This is a genomic window from Nostoc cycadae WK-1 (assembly GCF_002897135.1).
Lineage (GTDB): Bacteria > Cyanobacteriota > Cyanobacteriia > Cyanobacteriales > Nostocaceae > Nostoc_B.
The window spans coordinates 207,068-224,732 of the sequence record NZ_DF978427.1; the positions used below are offsets into that span (position 1 = coordinate 207,068).

At 40.0% G+C, this 17,665-nt stretch carries 14 protein-coding genes; 7 read left to right on the top strand and 7 right to left on the bottom strand.

Annotation, left to right across the window (positions count from 1 at the left end):
* Positions 1-106: 106 nt before the first annotated feature.
* Positions 107-1,999 (top strand): two-component system sensor histidine kinase NblS, encoded by a 1,893-nt coding sequence (gene nblS / locus NCWK1_RS12000; RefSeq protein WP_103124878.1) that lies wholly within the window; start codon positions 107-109, stop codon positions 1,997-1,999.
* A 143-nt stretch (positions 2,000-2,142) separates the two neighbouring features.
* On the opposite strand, the gene NCWK1_RS12005 is transcribed toward nblS, so the two are convergent.
* Together NCWK1_RS12005 and NCWK1_RS12010 are read right to left on the bottom strand one after the other, a co-directional pair.
* The gene (locus tag NCWK1_RS12005) at positions 2,143-3,981 is read right to left on the bottom strand and encodes a bifunctional serine/threonine-protein kinase/formylglycine-generating enzyme family protein (RefSeq protein WP_187308129.1); all 1,839 of its coding nucleotides are present in this window, start codon (positions 3,979-3,981) and stop codon (positions 2,143-2,145) included.
* Between the two features lie 393 nt (positions 3,982-4,374).
* A complete protein-coding gene (locus NCWK1_RS12010) occupies positions 4,375-5,175 on the bottom strand; it encodes an ABC transporter permease (protein WP_103124879.1) in 801 nt (266 codons plus the stop codon).
* 388 nt (positions 5,176-5,563) lie between these two features.
* Between NCWK1_RS12010 and NCWK1_RS12015 the strand changes: the two genes are divergently transcribed.
* Positions 5,564-6,649, top strand: coding sequence for a glycosyltransferase family 4 protein (locus NCWK1_RS12015; protein WP_103124880.1), 1,086 nt, complete (start codon positions 5,564-5,566; stop codon positions 6,647-6,649).
* Positions 6,650-6,747: 98 nt separating this feature from the next.
* Here NCWK1_RS12015 and NCWK1_RS12020 read toward each other — a convergent pair whose 3' ends face one another.
* A complete protein-coding gene (locus NCWK1_RS12020; protein WP_103124881.1) occupies positions 6,748-7,149 on the bottom strand; it encodes a DUF4189 domain-containing protein in 402 nt (133 codons plus the stop codon).
* Between the two features lie 245 nt (positions 7,150-7,394).
* Between NCWK1_RS12020 and NCWK1_RS12025 the strand changes: the two genes are divergently transcribed.
* Positions 7,395-8,543, top strand: coding sequence for an alanine--glyoxylate aminotransferase family protein (locus NCWK1_RS12025; protein ID WP_103124882.1), 1,149 nt, complete (start codon positions 7,395-7,397; stop codon positions 8,541-8,543).
* Between the two features lie 182 nt (positions 8,544-8,725).
* Here NCWK1_RS12025 and NCWK1_RS12030 read toward each other — a convergent pair whose 3' ends face one another.
* On the bottom strand, positions 8,726-8,962 hold the full coding sequence (locus NCWK1_RS12030; RefSeq protein WP_096578216.1) for a hypothetical protein: 237 nt from the start codon (positions 8,960-8,962) through the stop codon (positions 8,726-8,728).
* Positions 8,963-9,484: 522 nt separating this feature from the next.
* Here NCWK1_RS12030 and NCWK1_RS12035 point away from each other — a divergent pair.
* Complete coding sequence (locus NCWK1_RS12035) at positions 9,485-10,492, top strand: cyanophycin synthetase (RefSeq protein WP_103124883.1); 1,008 nt, start codon at positions 9,485-9,487, stop codon at positions 10,490-10,492.
* 268 nt (positions 10,493-10,760) lie between these two features.
* Positions 10,761-11,936, top strand: a complete 1,176-nt coding sequence (locus NCWK1_RS12040) for a sensor histidine kinase (protein ID WP_103124884.1) — start codon at positions 10,761-10,763, stop codon at positions 11,934-11,936.
* 43 nt (positions 11,937-11,979) lie between these two features.
* Here the strand turns inward: NCWK1_RS12040 and NCWK1_RS12045 are convergent, their stop codons facing one another.
* Positions 11,980-13,629: a Ppx/GppA phosphatase family protein gene (locus NCWK1_RS12045; protein WP_103124885.1), complete on the bottom strand. Its 1,650-nt coding sequence runs from the start codon at positions 13,627-13,629 to the stop codon at positions 11,980-11,982.
* A 278-nt stretch (positions 13,630-13,907) separates the two neighbouring features.
* On the opposite strand from NCWK1_RS12045, the gene NCWK1_RS12050 reads away from it, so the two are divergent.
* Together NCWK1_RS12050 and NCWK1_RS12055 are read left to right on the top strand one after the other, a co-directional pair.
* A complete protein-coding gene (locus NCWK1_RS12050; protein ID WP_096578225.1) occupies positions 13,908-14,789 on the top strand; it encodes a 4-hydroxybenzoate solanesyltransferase in 882 nt (293 codons plus the stop codon).
* Between the two features lie 183 nt (positions 14,790-14,972).
* The gene (locus NCWK1_RS12055; RefSeq protein ID WP_187308130.1) at positions 14,973-15,551 is read left to right on the top strand and encodes a hypothetical protein; all 579 of its coding nucleotides are present in this window, start codon (positions 14,973-14,975) and stop codon (positions 15,549-15,551) included.
* 140 nt (positions 15,552-15,691) lie between these two features.
* On the opposite strand, the gene NCWK1_RS12060 is transcribed toward NCWK1_RS12055, so the two are convergent.
* On the bottom strand, positions 15,692-16,714 hold the full coding sequence (locus tag NCWK1_RS12060; protein WP_103124886.1) for a diguanylate cyclase: 1,023 nt from the start codon (positions 16,712-16,714) through the stop codon (positions 15,692-15,694).
* 605 nt (positions 16,715-17,319) lie between these two features.
* On the bottom strand, positions 17,320-17,520 hold the full coding sequence (locus NCWK1_RS12065; protein WP_096585009.1) for a heavy-metal-associated domain-containing protein: 201 nt from the start codon (positions 17,518-17,520) through the stop codon (positions 17,320-17,322).
* Between the last annotated feature and the right edge of the window lie 145 nt (positions 17,521-17,665).

The window sequence follows — 17,665 nt, forward strand, 5'->3', positions numbered from 1 at the left end:
AATGATATTCTCTCTAGCTTCTAGCCCCTACCATGTTAGACAAATTAACTGTTAATTTTTTAGTTGTTGGGGTTTATCACAAAAACTACTAACAACTTTATTGAAAATGTTAGCTCTGTTAAAAACAATCCGAGAAGCGATCGCCAATTGGTGGTCAGATTTCACCCTCCAAACTAAGCTTCTAGCTGTTGCCACTTTAGTGGTTTCTTTGGTGATGAGTGGTCTGACCTTTTGGGCTGTAAATACAATTCAGCAAGATGCCCGTCTGAATGACACCCGATTCGGCCGCGACTTGGGGCTGCTACTTGCTGCTAATGTTACCCCTCTCATTGCGGAAAATAATCTCACTGAGGTTGCTCAATTTTCCCAAAGATTTTATAGCAGTACTTCCAGTGTGAGGTATATGCTCTACGCTGACGAAAGCGGCAAAATCTTTTTTGGCATTCCCTTTTGGGAACGAGAGGTGGAAAACTCTTTGTTGACAATTGAGCGACGCATACAATTGCCAGACGATTACCCTGGTGATGACGATAAGCCAATGGTGCGGCAACATAACACCCCAGATGGCATTGTCACCGATGTATTTGTCCCCCTCATCGTTAATAAAAAATACCTGGGTGTTTTGGCGATTGGCATCAATCCCAACCAAACCGCTGTTATATCTACGAATTTCACCCGTGATGTCACCATTGCTGTGTTTATCACGATTTGGGTGATGGTAATTTTGGCTGGTGTCATTAATGCTTTAACTATTACCAAGCCAATAAAAGAACTGTTAGTTGGTGTGAAACAAATCGCCACGGGGAATTTCAAGCAGCGCATCGATTTACCCCTAGGCGGTGAACTGGGAGAGTTAATTCTCAGTTTCAATGATATGGCAGAGCGTCTAGAACGCTATGAAGAACAAAATATTGAAGAACTAACAGCAGAAAAAGCCAAACTAGAAACGTTAGTTTCCACGATTGCTGATGGTGCGGTGTTGATTGACAACAATATGCAGGTGATTTTAGTCAACCCCACAGCACGCCGAATTTTTTGCTGGGAAGGCAATGATGTAGTAGGTAGTAATGTTTTACATCAATTACCCCCAGCTATTCAGATGGAAATCACTCGTCCCCTTTACGAAATGGCGGCGGGAGAATGCGACAGCGCCGAGTTCCGCATTCATCTCAATCAACCAACCAAGCGCACCATTCGGATTTTATTAACTACAGTACTCAATCTCCAACGGGAAAGTATTAAAGGGATTGCGATTACTGTACAAGATATTACGCGGGAAGTAGAACTCAACGAAGCTAAGAGCCAATTTATCAGCAACGTTTCCCATGAACTCCGCACACCGTTATTCAATATCAAATCTTTTATTGAAACGCTGCACGACTATGGCGAAGACTTGAGTATAGAACAGCGTCAGGATTTTCTTCAAACTGTTAACCATGAAACCGATCGCCTGACTCGTTTGGTTAACGATGTTTTAGACTTATCTAAGTTAGAATCTGGTCGGAGTTACAACTTTGATGGTGTAGATCTCGCCCAAGCTATTGAACAAACACTGCGAACTTATCAACTCAATGCTAAAGATAAAGGTATTGAACTAATTCAAGAAGTTGCTCCTAATTTACCGCTGGTTCTGGGTAATTATGATTTATTACTCCAAGTCTTAGCTAATTTAGTCGGAAATGCCTTGAAATTTACCAAAGCAGGGGGGAAAGTAGCTATTCGCACCTATCAATTAGATCCCAAACCCCATGCTCCCAATCAATCTCCGCGTGTGCGCGTGGAAGTATCTGATACTGGTATTGGTATCGGCTCAGAAGACCAACAGGCAATTTTTGACCGCTTCTTCCGCGTCGAAAATCGAGTTCATACTTTAGAAGGTACTGGTTTGGGTTTATCAATTGTCAGAAATATTGTGGAAAGGCATGGTAGTAAAGTTCACTTGGTAAGTGAAATTGGCATCGGGACAACTTTCTGGTTTGATTTAGCTTTATGTGATTAGACTTCTTGCGCGAATGTTAAAACTCAAGAATTTTATATCTCACGCAAAGGCGCAGAGGCGCAAAGAATGAAACAGGCAAAGTCTGATTGATGCAAGAGATATATTAGAAATAAAGAGGTTCAAAGGCTTTTGCGTCGTAACTCCTATCCCACAGAAAATACGACTCGGAAACCGCAAATCCTTAAACCGCCGTCTGATTCATTCCAGCTGCGACTGGCGCTGCGACACAGTTCTGCACCGAAGTTCCAGGAACCACCTCGTAGCACCCGACGGTTACTATCACCGCCATCTTCCCAAACTCGTCCATCTGAGGGTGCGCCTTGGTAATTGTTGTGCCAAGGGTCAGCGCACCATTCCCAAACTAACCCGTGCATATCGTACAATCCAAAGGCGTTGGCGACTTGAAAATTTCCTACATCGGTGGTTTCTTTGCGATATCTGGTTTTTCCTTCCATCAAATAGGTATCGCTATCGCTGTAATTGACTAGTTCTGTAGTGATTTTTTCGCCAAAGTGAAAGGATGTGGTGGTTCCGGCGCGACAAGCATATTCCCATTCGGCTTCGCTGGGGAGGCGATATTCCCTTCCGGTTTGTTGGGAGAGTCTGATGCAAAATTCTACCGCTTCGTGCCAAGAAACGTTTTCTACTGGGCGGTTAAGTCCTTTAAATTTGGAAGGGTAGGGATTTAAGGTTTGTTTGACTTTGGGTAAGGCGGTGACTGCACGCCACTGTGCTTGAGTTATAGGATATTTACCCATAAAAAAGGGTGCGATCGCTACTCGATGTTGGGGACGTTCATCTGCATCGCCTTCAAAGGTGGGTGAACCCATTAAATAAGTACCACCGGGAATCGCTACCATTTCTAAGGTTACGCCTTTGCTCAATTCTTCCACAAAAAATTCGGCTGTGGTGCGATCGCGGCTAACTTCTCTACCGCCTGTATCTACTGTGACTACTGCAAATTCACAGGTTTCTAAGGGTGGTAAGGGTTTAATTATTTTTGGTTCTGTTGGTAATTTTAGTAATGTCGGTTGTGTTATTTGTGGTTCAATAATAACTGTTTTAGCCGATTTCAAATCATTCAAAACTTCTGTTGCTGATTGATAGCGATCGCTTGCTAAATGTTCCAGTAATTTATCTAAAATTTTTCTTAGGTCTTCGCTAATATAAATACCTTGTGCATCTAAATATTCCTGCCATAACCACTGACCGTTCATGGCATCATAAATGGGGTCTTTAATTTGTCCGTAAGCATCTTGGATGGGTAAACATTGCGTTAGCAACCTCACACAAGTGACCCCCAAAGCATATAAATCACTCGCCGGGCAAGCAAAACCCGCCATCTGCTCACTAGGAGCATAACCCATTGTATAAATTACTGTAGCTTGTCTAGCTATGCTAGTTTGGGTTACTTGTTTTGCACCGCCAAAGTCAATTAATACTAATTTGCCATCGCTATCACGTCGGATAATGTTCTCTGGTTTGATATCTCGATGAACAAAGTTACAAGTATGAATAAATTCTAATACTGGTAATAAATCTGTTAATATTTTGCGAATTTTTTCTTCGTTAAAAGATTGCTCTTTAACTTCTTCTAAGAGGGTTCTACCTTGGATAAATTCTTGAACTAAATATAAACTCGAACCTTGGGCAAAGTAAGCTAATAATCTGGGAATTTGGCTATGATTTTCTCCGAGTTCATACAGTCGAAATGCCTCTTCTTTGAAGAATTCTGCGGCTTTAGTACGTTGTCCGGTTCCTTGAATTTGCGGAAAGAATTGTTTAATGACGCAAGGTGCATCTAGTCTATCTGCATCTTCGGCTGCGTAAGTTTTGCTAAATCCACCTTCGCCTAATAGTTTTAATACGCGGTAACGGTTTCTTAGCAGTTTGCCAAAACTGCTGTGTCCGCAACTTATGCAAAATCTATTGCCGTCAGCATTAAAGGGATTTGAACAATTGGGATTTTGGCAGATTTGCATAACGAGGAGGATGTAGCAACTTGTCCAAAGTTAGCCCCAATATTATCGAATTGAAAACCGATTTCTAGACAAATAAATATCAACTAAATTTCATCTGCATATATACCAGCATGAAAACATACAGATGAGCGTAATTTATTTATTTGTCCCTCTGTGTTGGGTACTGTTTAATTTTGAGAATGAATGATAGCACTAATTTCCATTCCACCAGGAATCATAAGATAGGTATCTTGCCATTGTCAAGGGTATTTGATGATGGATGTAAGTACTAATTAACGCTGAATAGATTTTGTCATAATTGAGCTATTGTGATTTATTTATAAAGTTAAATTTATATCTATTTTTTTACATCACCGACTTACTTAATAACTCAGTGATCTAGTTGTAGATTAACTATTTTCTCTCTCCTAAAATCCGCATAAATTCAGCTATAAAAGCAACAATTGCTGATACTGTAATTAGCAACATACTGAGAGCATTGATATCAGGCTTCACACCTGTTCTAATCCGACTAAAAATCTCCATTGGCAAGGTGTTATAACCGCTACCAGCGGTAAAACTAGCAATGAGAAAATCATCTAAACTGAGAACAAAAGCCAGCAGACAACCAGCTACAATTCCTGGCATTAATTGTGGTAGTAATACTTTAATAAATGCTTGTAATGGTGTAGCGCCTAAATCTAGTGCGGCTTCTTCTAAGTGGGGATCTAAGTTATTGAGTCTTGAACCCACTACTAGCCCTACGTAGGCTAAACAAAATACGATGTGCGCCGCGACAATTGTCCATAAACTCAAAGGAACAGCAAAGGCGGCGAGAAATACCAAAGTGGCAACGGCGATCGCAATATCAGGAATAATTAAGGGTAAGTAAGCTACACCCCGATACAAACTCTTACCCGGAAATGTATACCGCGCTAATCCCACCGCCATTAAGGTTCCTAACACGGCGGAAATTCCCACGGCGCAAAAGGCCACTATCAAACTATTGTTCAAAGCCGATAAAATGCGATCGTCACTGAAGAGTTTGCTATACCAATCGAGGGTAAATCCTTGCCAAGTTGCACTGTAAGGAGACTGGTTAAAACTATAAAATCCTAATACCAGTATAGGTAAATACATAAAAATAAACATAATTACTGACAAAACCGCCTGCCATGCGACACGCGGTTTTTTTTGTGTAGGCGAAATATTCATGTTTAGAGTTGAGTGATTTTCTATATTTTCCTAGTGTATCTGTTTTAACTCAAAAGTCAAAAAATCGGGGTTGAAGGAGATAAGGTTATTGCGTTTAGGGACTAATTCTTCCTCTTATATCCTTTCTACCGTCTCAAAGAAGCTTGCTCAATGCACTAACTTTACCTCTTGTGGAGAGGTAAAGTTCTCTACAAAGGTAGACAACTTCTAAAGTAATAAAAGCTTAATATTTTAATGCAGTTATTTATAAAAATGGTTTTTAAACTGAATTGATAGTGCTAGGAAAAATTGCTGAGTTAAAACACCATTGGGTTATTTTCACCTAAAACTCATTGCTATTAAAAAACAGACACTATTAATTCCCAATCAATCCTTTAGGAGGTTTGTAATGAAAATAGCGCAAGTTGCCCCATTATGGGAGAGAGTACCACCTCCAGCTTACGGAGGTATCGAGTTAGTTGTGGGGTTACTGACCGATGAATTAGTGCGACGCGGACATGAAGTTACTTTATTCGCATCGGGTGATTCTATTAGTTTAGCCAAGCTAGAATCAGTACATCCTCGTGCTTTACGACTCGATAAGGATATCAAGGAATATAACATTTATGAAATGTTACAGTTAGCTTCTGTATATGATCAGGCGGATGAATTTGATATTATCCACTCTCACATGGGCTGTGCGGCATTGCCTTATGCAAATCTTGTGAGTACCCCGACAGTTCATACTTTACACGGGATTTTTACCCCTGATAATCAAAAGATGTTTCAATATGCGAAACGTCAACCTTTTATCAGCATTTCTCATACCCAACGGGAAAATTCCCTAGGTTTGAATTATACAGCCACAGTTTACAACGGTATAGATGTAAGTAGTTACAAGTTTCATCCTGAACCGGAAGAACAGCCTTATTTAGCATTTTTAGGTCGAATATCTCCAGAGAAGGGAACACATTTAGCAATAGCTATTGCTAAACAATCTGGTTGGCGTTTAAAAATAGCTGGTAAGGTAGATGTTGTTGATGTAGATTACTTTGAACGAGAAATTAAACCTTTAATTGATGGCGAACAAATTGAGTATTTAGGTGAAGCGAATCATCAGCAAAAAAATGCTCTTATGGGTGGTGCAGTAGCTACTTTATTTCCCATTACTTGGCGAGAACCCTTTGGTTTGGTGATGGTGGAATCAATGGCAGCAGGTACACCAGTAATTGCGATGAAATTAGGTTCGACATCTGAGGTAATTGCCGACGGAAAAACAGGTTTTCTCTGTAATAATGTGGCGGAATGTGTGAGTGCCATTAACAAAGTCGCAGAGTTAGACAGATATACTTGCCGTCAGTATGTCGAAAACAATTTTAGCTTTCAGCGGATGACTGATGGTTATGAAGAAGTTTATCGACAAATTTTGCAAAATAAATTTGCCAAAAATGGTTATGTTCGCAGTACTGTGACTTCAGGAATTGCCAGAAGATAAATCAATGCTTTTGTAGGGGTGCGAGATATAAAAAAATCGCATCCTCTTGTTTGAGAATGCGTTGCCCATACCTGTCTATTTTTAAATTAAATAGCTTATTATCTGGCTTGTTTAATTAAAACAACTTGACAATCTTCACCACCGTATTTCTGACAGGTTTCTACAGCATATTTTTTGGCAAGAGATTGGTTAGTACCCCAGCCTGTACCATAACTACCATCAGAACCCACAGCTAAGGCTCCCCAAGCATTTTTAAACCACAATGGTGTTGTACAATCTCCAGCCGCACTTTCACGGCGACATTTATTTAAAGATACGTTGATTGCTGCTTGCTTTGTTTTAGCAATTCCTGTTGAATAAACTTTAGTAGAAGGAGAATAAGAAATGGCTCCAAATACATTGTTAGCAGCGCCAGCTTGAGCAGTCTGGGTAATTGCAGGTAATATAGAGATAACTGCGATCGCGGTCAATAAGCTTTTTTTAAAACCTACTTTTAACATATTTATTTCCTAATAATATTAGGTGGTGACTACAACACGTTTTGGTGTGTTGCAACTATTATTTGCTACGTTAATTAATTTCAGGATTCGCGTTTATACTCATCTTTTTATGAAGATATGCTTCATAAAAAATTCCCCACTTCTTTAAGAAGTGGGGAATCTGATCATGTGTTAGCCCCAAGACGATACAAGGGTGATGCGATCGCTCTATGATCCGGTAAGTACTGTCTAGACAGCAACAAATTATGTCGCCAACAATCTCGATTAACGATAGTCAGCACTTACAACTCAAACCTCTAGAAATCCCTTCCAAGTTACTGTTAGGGCCAGGCCCCTCCAATGCCCATCCTACAGTTCTCCAGGCAATGAATACCTCTCCTCTGGGACATCTTGACCCAGATTTCTTAGGGCTGATGGATGAAATTCAGTCGTTACTGCGTTACGTTTGGCAAACCGAAAATCCCTTAACTATCGCTGTCAGCGGTACGGGTTCTGCTGCAATGGAAGCAACTATCGCCAATGCGGTAGAACCCGGTGATGTGGTTTTAATCGGTGTGGCGGGATACTTTGGTAATCGCCTTGTTGATATGGCTGGGCGATATGGTGCAGATGTGCGTAGCATTACCAAACCTTGGGGGCAAGTTTTCTCGTTAGAGGAACTCCGCACCGCAATGGAAACCCATCGCCCAACCATTTTGGCTTTGGTTCACGCTGAAACTTCTACAGGTGCGCGTCAACCATTGGAAGGTGTGGGTGAATTGTGTCGAGAATTTGGCACGTTGTTATTAGTGGATACTGTAACTAGCCTTGGTGGCGTACCAATATTTTTAGATGAGTGGGGAGTAGATTTAGCTTATAGCTGTAGTCAAAAAGGCTTGGGTTGCCCACCTGGGGCTTCACCTTTTACCATGAGTCCCCGTGCTTGGGAGAAATTGCAGCGCCGTAGCACAAAGGTGGCAAACTGGTATTTAGATATGACTTTACTCAGTAAGTATTGGGGTAGTGAACGCGTTTATCATCATACAGCCCCAATCAACTTGTATTATGCTCTGCGGGAAGCCCTGCGCTTAGTTGCCGAGGAAGGATTAGCCAATTGCTGGCAACGTCATCAAAAGAATGTGGAATATTTCTGGGACAGGCTAGAAGACGTAGGACTGAGTTTGCACGTTGAACGGGAATATCGTTTGCCGACTCTCACTACAGTCCGCATTCCTGAAGGGGTGGATGGTAAAGCGATCGCCCGACAGCTGTTAACAGAACACGGAATTGAAGTTGGCGGTGGACTAGGAGAACTGGCTGGTAAAGTGTGGCGTGTTGGGTTGATGGGCTTTAATAGCCGTAAAGAAAATGTTGACCGACTGATAGAAGCACTGGGGGAAGTGTTGCCTAAATAGTTTGCATCTGGAGGAGGGATGAGGGACAATGATTTTTCACTATTCCTTATTCCCAACTCCTCATTCCCTATACTCATACAGATTTAATATTGGTGCGTTAATAAGGATGTAACGCACCTCAATAATAATGGTGAGCGCACCCTTAATCCTTCAAATTTGAACTTAAATAACAAATCGACACTTTAAGCTACAACTTCTTCGCGTTGACAATCAAATACAACCATAAAAGAAGCATCTGGCATCATTTGACGTAGGCGCTGCATGTAACCATCGGCATCGGAACGACTGCGAAAGCGAGCGACAATTTCTCTTTGGGCATCTGGCTGTAAACGGGCAATTGCCCAAGAATTGAGGCGTTCTTTATAGGCGATCGCCTGATTTTCGGTTTGATTAGCTTTGTATTCCGTATTTTGTGGCATGATTTAAAATATCCGTGTGTAATTTTCAGTGAAGGCGTTACTGACTTCTCTTGGCGGGGATGCACTAACGCCTTTTTTCAAGCTGCTGCCACCTTGTTATTCGATTATTTTTGGATTGTCAAGATTTCGCGGAGCGTTTTACAATAACTTATCTTGTAAATTTAACTGGCGATCGGTCTAAAACCCTTCATTAGCAACTAAAGAAGGCAAAAACAAATCCAAAATTTAAATTATTAACAAGTGTGGCATCTCCACTCAGCTTACTTACTTCTACATGCACATTTAATACCAACCGGAAAAAAATATTCAGGTCTCAATATATACTTTTTAAGTGTTACGTATAAAAAAATACTAGTAACTAAACATTTTTTATCCAGAAAATAATATTAATTTTTATAAATTATTTTTAAATAAATTTTGCTGAGAATAAAGTCCTAAAAATTGCTTGATTTTTATTATATTATTGACCAATACTTACCAATTCGTTAAAATTTCTGCGAATTATACTTTTGGATAAAGCAAATGCCATTAGTAACATCCATAATTCAAAAAATTGCTCCGCAAATAGGTGCAATAGTTGTCGTAGATCCTGAATATGCTTTTGTCGGACATATTACATTTAAAAATGGCAATAAAGCTTGTTTTAGTCATAGTAAATTAAATATTAATGGTTTTGGTTCTGCGGAAATTGCTAAAGATAAAGCATATTCTAATTTTTTTCTCAACCACTTTGGATATAAAGTTACTGAAGGGCAAACTTTTTTTAGCAAGAAATTATGTGAAAAAATAGGCAGTGAGAGAAATATTGATGCCGGATTTGATTACGCTAAAGAATTAGGTTTTCCGGTGATTGTGAAGCCCATTAACCTGAGCCAAGGCAGATTTGTTACTAAAGTCTACAATAAAACAGAATATTATCAAGTTGCGAAAAAAATATTACGAATTACGCCAGGGTTAATTGTCGAAAGATTTTATGTTGGCAATGATTACAGAATTGTTGTTATGGATGATGAAGTGCTGGCGGTATATCAAAGAATTCCTTTATGTGTAGTCGGTGATGGTAAGTCTACTATTTTAGAACTGACACAGCAAAAATCAAAAGATTTTACGACTAATGGTAGAAAAAACAATATAGATGTTCATGATTTCCGCATCAAGCGAAAATTAAAGCGACAAAAGCTGAAGTTAGATAGTGTTATTCCCGAAAATCATGTTGTTTATTTGTTAGATAATGCCAATTTATCGAGTGGTGGGGATGGGGTAGATCTGACTGAAAGTATCCATCCTGATTTTCAAAAGTTAGCGATAAATGTCACTAAAGATATGGGATTAAGACTGTCTGGGTTAGACATTATTACTGAAGATATAACTATGCCAATGAATAATTATGTGATTATCGAAGTTAATGGTTCTCCTGGTTTAACTCATTATGCTGCTATTGGTGAGGCTCAAGTACAAAGAGTTGAGAATTTATATTTCAAAATTCTCAAAGCGTTGGAAAATGAGCAAATGGGTATTCAGCATAATTGAATTAAGTTTGATAAAAATTGATTGTTTTATATACCCGCATTCTTGGCGAAGTCGAGGATATTGCTATTAACAAATGATTGTTGGAAAAGTCTAATTGCATACTCGCTTTAGCGATTAAAGTCGCAGCTAGACAGACAAATACTTGTAAAACATCCTCTAACAAAAGAGAGAGGTTTTTTCCTAAATTCCATCTTTTGTAAGGTGCGAAGACTGTTCAAAACGCACTAAGCTACTTCTTATTGAAGATGCTGCATTATAAAATATTAAGATGGATTTTAGCCAAACTCTGACTAATAAAAGTGATGCAATTGTTGAGCAATGGGTAAAAGCAGTTTATCAAGATGAAGAAATTGAAGCCACAAAGGAACTAACTTTTAAAGCTGTACGTAATAGTTTACCTCGTGTTTTAAAAGCTTTAGCAACAGTACTTTCGGAGTCAGAAAAGAGCGATTTACAAACGGTGGTCGATGCAAGTTTAGAACATGGCTTGCTGCGTGCTGAACAAGGATTTGAACCAGCAGAAATTGCACGAGAGTATCGTTTACTGCGGTTTGTAATTTTTGCTTTTCTAGAAGAAGATTTATTAAAAGCATCTCCTGTGGAACTGTTACGGGCTGTGCGTCTGATTGATACGGTAATTGATGAAGCGATCGCCCGTTGCTTTAACAGCTATACTCACGGAAGGCTACAAGAGTTAGAACAACTCCAAGGTCAGTTACGTTTGACTAACCAAGAACTCACTCGCTTGGTTCGCGCTAGTCAAGATAGTCTGTCACAGTTGGCGCATGAATTAAAAACACCGTTAACTTCAATTATTGGTTACGCAGACTTATTTCTCCGACAGCAGCGCCAAAATCCCCAACTCAAGGATTCCGCTTCTAATCTCCAAAGTATTGAGCGCGTGATGAAAAGCGGGCGGCTGATTCTGCGGTTAATTAACGATACTCTGGAAATCTCTCGTTATGATGCTGGCAGAATGATCTTACAGCCAACTGCGACTGATGTGCGTGAGTTGATCAACTCTGTTGTCGAAATAATTGAACCCCTAGCACTGAATAAAGAATTATCTTTAATTATTGATTGCGATCGCGCTCCCAATCAAGTTACTACAGATCCGCTGCGAGTTCAGCAAATTCTCACTAATTTACTGAGTAACGCCATTCGCTATACAGACTCTGGAACGGTGCATTTGCAATGTTATCAGGAATCTGAACAAAATTGGGCTATATCTATTACTGATACTGGATTAGGCATTTCATCGGATGCTCAAACAAAAATTTTCCAGCCTTATTTTCGTGCAGTCAATCAACAACCGCAAGATTCTCACGGGACAGGTTTAGGATTAGCGATTGTGTCTCGTCTAGTTCAATTATTGCATGGTGAAATCAAGGTAGTTTCACAACTAGGAAAAGGCTCTACATTTACGGTAATTTTGCCGTTATAAAGAACAGGTTACAGGAAAGACGCGAGTTATCGCGTCTCTAATATTAGTTAACTGCTACTTTCACAGATTCTAAGGTGGCAACTAACCTAACACCAAACTCTGCTTCAAACACACCTTTTTTATAATCTAAGCTCCACATTTCTAGGGAGCAATCATCATCAGGATGAGAGGGGAAAATTGATAGATAAACTTCTTGTACATCAGGATAATACTTAAATTTAACCTGAGATATTGCGCCAATTTGTCGTCTATCGAGGGCGACTGCCAATCGTAAAATTGCACTTAATTGACAGACAATTTGTCGATGATTTTTACTCAACAAATTGCGGAAATTTTCGTGTTTTTTCTTGGGTGGAGATTTGCGATGATAACGGGCTAAGTTGGCAATGATTTCGATTTCGGTTTCGGTATAGCCTAGTAATTCGCCGTTGCGAATTAAATAGTAGGAGTGTTTGTGATGAGCAGAATGGCTGATATGATGACCGCAATTGTGTAAGATTGCTGCTGCCCATAAAAGTTGACGTTCATCATCTCCCCAGTTGTGGAGAATGCCTTGAGTCTGGTCAAATAAACTCAGAGCAAAGACAGCTACGCGATCGCTGTGTTCAATATTAATTTGGTATTTGCTTAACTGCTTCAGCACACTCCGCTGGCGGATGGAACTTTGGTAACGTAAGCGGTCTTCGATTAAACCGTGAGTCAGCATCCAATCAACAATTACGCCTTCGCGCAGCGCCCGCCCGCACAGTGTGAGTGAATCTACACCCAATAAGGTCATGGCTTCTTGCAGGACGATCGCACCTGCTAAAATCACTTCTGAACGCTTTTCTGGCATACCTGGGATGGCTGTTCTTTCGACATTGGTCATTTTTGCCAAGCGATTCACCCAGCCCTGCAAGTCCTGGAGACTCAATTGATAACCATTGAGAGTAGAAGGCATCATTGCCAATTTTTCCCTAGCATCAATTAAGGCGAGAGTTTCAATTGTGCCGGATGTTCCTACTAACCGGGGAAATTCGCCAAACTGAATATTTGTTAACACATCCTCTACAGAACGTTCTAACATCCCCCGCACATAAGCTTGTAGATATTGCAACTCAGAATTGCTGATGGGGTCGGTGGTGATGAATTCTCCTGTGAGTCGCACTGCACCTACTTTGGTACTGGTGAGTGTCCGCGGTTCTTGGCTGTCTCCCAAAATAATTTCTGTAGAACCACCGCCAATATCGATAATGATGTGGGGCTGGTTGTTAAATTCCATCCCCGACAGCACTCCTAAATAGATGCGGCGTGCTTCTTCTTGACCAGAAATTAAGTCAACGCTTAAACCTAATTCGCTATCTATTCGGTGGAGAAAATCTTTGCCATTGGGGGCTTCTCGCACTGCACTGGTAGCTACAGCAATGATGGTTTCAGCATTAAAAGTTTTGGCAACTGCTTGGAAGCGTTTTAAAGTGGCGATCGCCCTATCCATGACTTCTGGTTTTAAATCGCCAGTAACTAAATCGCGATCGCCCAGTCTCACAGTTTCTTTTTCTCTGGTAAAAATGCTAAAAGCTGGTAGGGTTGGGTCAATTTTTACCACTACCATGTGCAGAGAATTGGTTCCCAAATCAATGGCAGCAATAATCCGGTGTTGCTGAACTGGTTGAGTTTTGACACTCTCCCAGCCAGCGGAAACTAAATTTAGCATCTAGTTTTCTCTCTCTATTTAGGAAGGACGATAGAAGATGGCGTGTTGAGATGGTAGACCCTGAAACGAATGAAACTCTTGTTGGGGCTGGGTGTAGGGGTTGATTTATCAGTATTATTTACTTGTTAATTCTTTCCCTTACACCCCTATTTTTTCACAATGAATATGTGTCCATCGTTGCAAATTTAGGTTGTGTTTTTACAAATAACAAATAAAGTTATTCTATAGATGTGAAGAAGTGTTAACTTATCAAAATTTAGTAATTTTGCTTGATTTGTATGTTGATTACGCCAGAACCTAAGCAAGAACCTGTGTGGCTTGTAATTATCCGGCTTTTACGCTGGCATAAACCGGAAGGGCGGTTAATTTTGATGATTCCGGGCTTGTGGGCTGTGGTTTTGGCTGCGGCTGGACAACCGCCGTTACCTTTGGTGGGAGTGATTGTGTTGGGTACTCTCGCCACAAGTGCAGCTGGGTGTGTCGTCAATGATTTGTGGGATAAAGATATTGACCCAGAAGTTGAAAGAACGCGCGATCGCCCTTTAGCTTCCCGCGCTTTATCAATTAAAGTTGGCATTGCCGTGGCTATCATCGCCCTGGGATGTGCCGCCATATTGGCATTTTATCTTAATCCTCTGAGCTTTTGGCTATCAGTCGCCGCCGTCCCCGTAATTATACTGTATCCAGGGGCAAAGCGTGTGTTTCCTGTACCGCAGTTGGTACTATCCATCGCTTGGGGTTTTGCGGTATTGATTAGCTGGAGTGCTGTGACTGGAAGTATTTCCCTGCCAACTTGGTTATTGTGGGGTGCAACTGTACTCTGGACATTGGGCTTTGATACTGTATATGCCATGAGCGATCGCGAAGATGACCGACGCATAGGTATTAATTCTAGCGCTTTGTTTTTTGGCAATTATGCCCCAGATGCCATTGGCATTTTCTTTGCTGGCACAATCTTATTATTAGGCTGGCTGGGGATGGTGATTCACCTTCACCTAGCTTTTTGGATGACTTTAGGACTAGCTACTATTGGCTGGTTTTGGCAGTATTGGCGCTTGAAACAGCAAGATTTACCTAATCCAGCTTACGCTGAAATGTTTCGGCAGAATGTGTGGATTGGCTTTATTTTACTGGCAGGGATGATTGTTGGCTGGATTTAAGAGATCCCCGACTTCTTCAGAAAGTCGGGGATATGAATATATTTACGATAATTTTATAAAACTCCCGTATTTTCCCTGATTCCACAAAGATTTCATCAATATTATTAGTAGTAGCTCCGCAATCTTACGAACATAGTTTATTTATTGGGTATATGCAGATAAAGTTTAGCAGCACCCAACGCAATGCAGCGATCGCACCTTGCTAAAGCCACCATGATAGTTTTCCTTTCTCTGGGGAGTTTAGGAATTGTTGGCGGTAGTTTTTTAATCAGAAAAGCGTTTAGTAGTACTACTGATGCGAAAATCATTACTAATACATCGCGCTACAGTGAAATCCGCAATCAACTTTGGGCAAGTCCAGCAGAAATTCAGCATTTTCCCCGCGAAATTTCAGCGAACACAAAGGATGTGCGAATTGCTTACTCTCCTGGTGTAGCCCAAGCCAGTAGTTTCTTGCAAGTCAGAGAAAAACAATCCCCCGCACAAATTCAAACATTACTGACAAAATACAGAAAACTTGCCAAACGTCAATATCAAGGCGGGGATACCAACGTCCACGCCAACCTTCCTAATGGTATTCCCACCACCTTTTTCTACACTGGTGATACGGGAGGGGAATCTTTTCCGCCTTCCTATGAAATCTTAGTATTGAATGCGAAGGATAGAGGTACTCCGGGATTTAAATGGAATCATGGTGATAGCTACGGTGTAGCTATTGATAGTACAGCCGCAGAAATTGTTTATTGGGCGGAAAAATGGTAAATCTGGGATGGGTTTAAGTTGGAGATTTTCTCCTTAAGACTATCATTAGTCATTTGTCCCTTGTCCTTGTCAATCCAAATGACCAATGACAAATGACTAATGACAAAGAAAGCAATACAAGCAACTATGTATATCCTAATTTAAGAAGACACAGCTTTAAGATAGGAGAAATCACTATATTCCCCACTAACTACTTGATTACGCCCTAAATTTTTCGCATTCAACAGGCATTGATCAGCACGATGGAGTAAGCTATAACCCTTATCATCATCGTTAGCTTGGAGAGTAGCAACACCTAAGCTAATTGTAATCGGAATAGTCAGTTCTTGATCAATGGCAAATGGTTGTTCTGCAACTATGCGATTTAAGCGTTCTGCGACTATCATCGCTTCTTCACTATTGGTGTTGCTTAGAACCACGACAAATTCTTCACCACCATAACGGAATGGGGTATCTTTAGCTCGGAGGTTGTGTCGCAGTCTGTAAGCTAATAATTGTAATAGGCGATCGCCCACTAAATGCCCATAAGTATCATTGACTTTTTTGAAATAGTCTATATCTAAAATAATCAAACTCAAAGGAGTAGCTTGAGTGCGAGCTTTTTTTACTTGTCGAGGTAAATCCCATTCCATTGCGCGACGATTACTAATTTCTGTTAATGAATCGGCTAAAGCGATCGCAGATAATAAATCATTTGTCCGCATCAGTTCACGGTATTTTTGAGCTTTCCGTAAACCTACACTCAATTGAGCGAGTATTACCTGATGATGGGCTGCTACGCTGACAGTATTCTTGTCGATTATTTCATGAGTTAGCTGCCAAATATAAGCATCAGCACCTTGTCTGAGTGCAGTAGCCGTCATTTCCCATTCCCAACACAAATCCTGCTCACTTTTAGCAGCTAACTGATAAGAACGATCCTCGAAAAGGATGCAATACAACCAAGAGAGTTGGGGTTGGTTTTTTAACCAACCGCACAGTTCTATACTTCCATCCAAACTTGCTTGTACAAATATGACATCAGGCGGCTCAATTTCAAGTTGAGAAATTGCCTCCTGGAAATCAGTAATAACTGCTAATCTAAAAGCGGTTGCATCCAGGATCTGATCGGGAAGTTGAGCAACAAATTCATCACTTCCAAAGACCAGAATTGAAATATTCATTTTTTTATATCTGCCTTATTTCAAGCTAAAAATTCCTACTATTTTTTTAAAACAGTGAATCTTTCAGTATTTTTATGATTGATAGATTTCACTATGTTTGATAGTCATAACCTTAAATTAACTATATTCTAAAAATTTTAATATCATCTTAATGTATGACCCTAAATGCAACCTGGTAACTCTCTAGTCCTGATAATTACTGTCTGTCTTGAACCTTTTTTTTCAAACAGTGAAAATACGGAAATTATATTGAGCTTTAATAAAACAACTGTAGTTTCTAGGTGTTATTTATCGACGATTATATACACAATAAAATAACCTATTTTTGTTTGTGTTGCTTGATTTTATTAGACCAAACTAAATGTTTAAAAAAAAATAAAATTTGCCTTTCTTCCGTAAAAACCGAGATGCTAAATAAATATAAAGAATGTTATGTAAGGTTTTAACGGCAAGGGTTTATTACGGATAAAACCTAGGACATAAATATGTGTCACTAGGTTTTATCAAGTTAATTTCACCTCTTTAATAAGTGAATTTACGAGAGGCAAAATATTCAGATATAGAACGAGCTAATTTAAAAACTTCGTAAAAATTTTATGAAGTAATCAATAACCTTCAATGTTGTACCCAGAAGCAACTATTACCTGTTTAATCGACTCTTCAGAAGCTGCGGATTCTACGGTGACAGTTTTGTCTTGAACATTCACATCAACCTGAGCATCAGGTTCCATCACATGAATAGATTCGGTAATTTTTTCAGCACACTTGTCACAAGTAATGTTGGGAACTTTTAGTTTTAGTGCCATGATATACCTCTTTTGATGAATTTTAATATTTGCTTTACAAAGGAATGTTATTCCTGCATCGGCATCGCACACATCTGGCTAGAGTGAGGTAGTAACATTACTTATATAGGCGTAGGCGATCGCAGCAAAAATAGCTCTCTAAGTA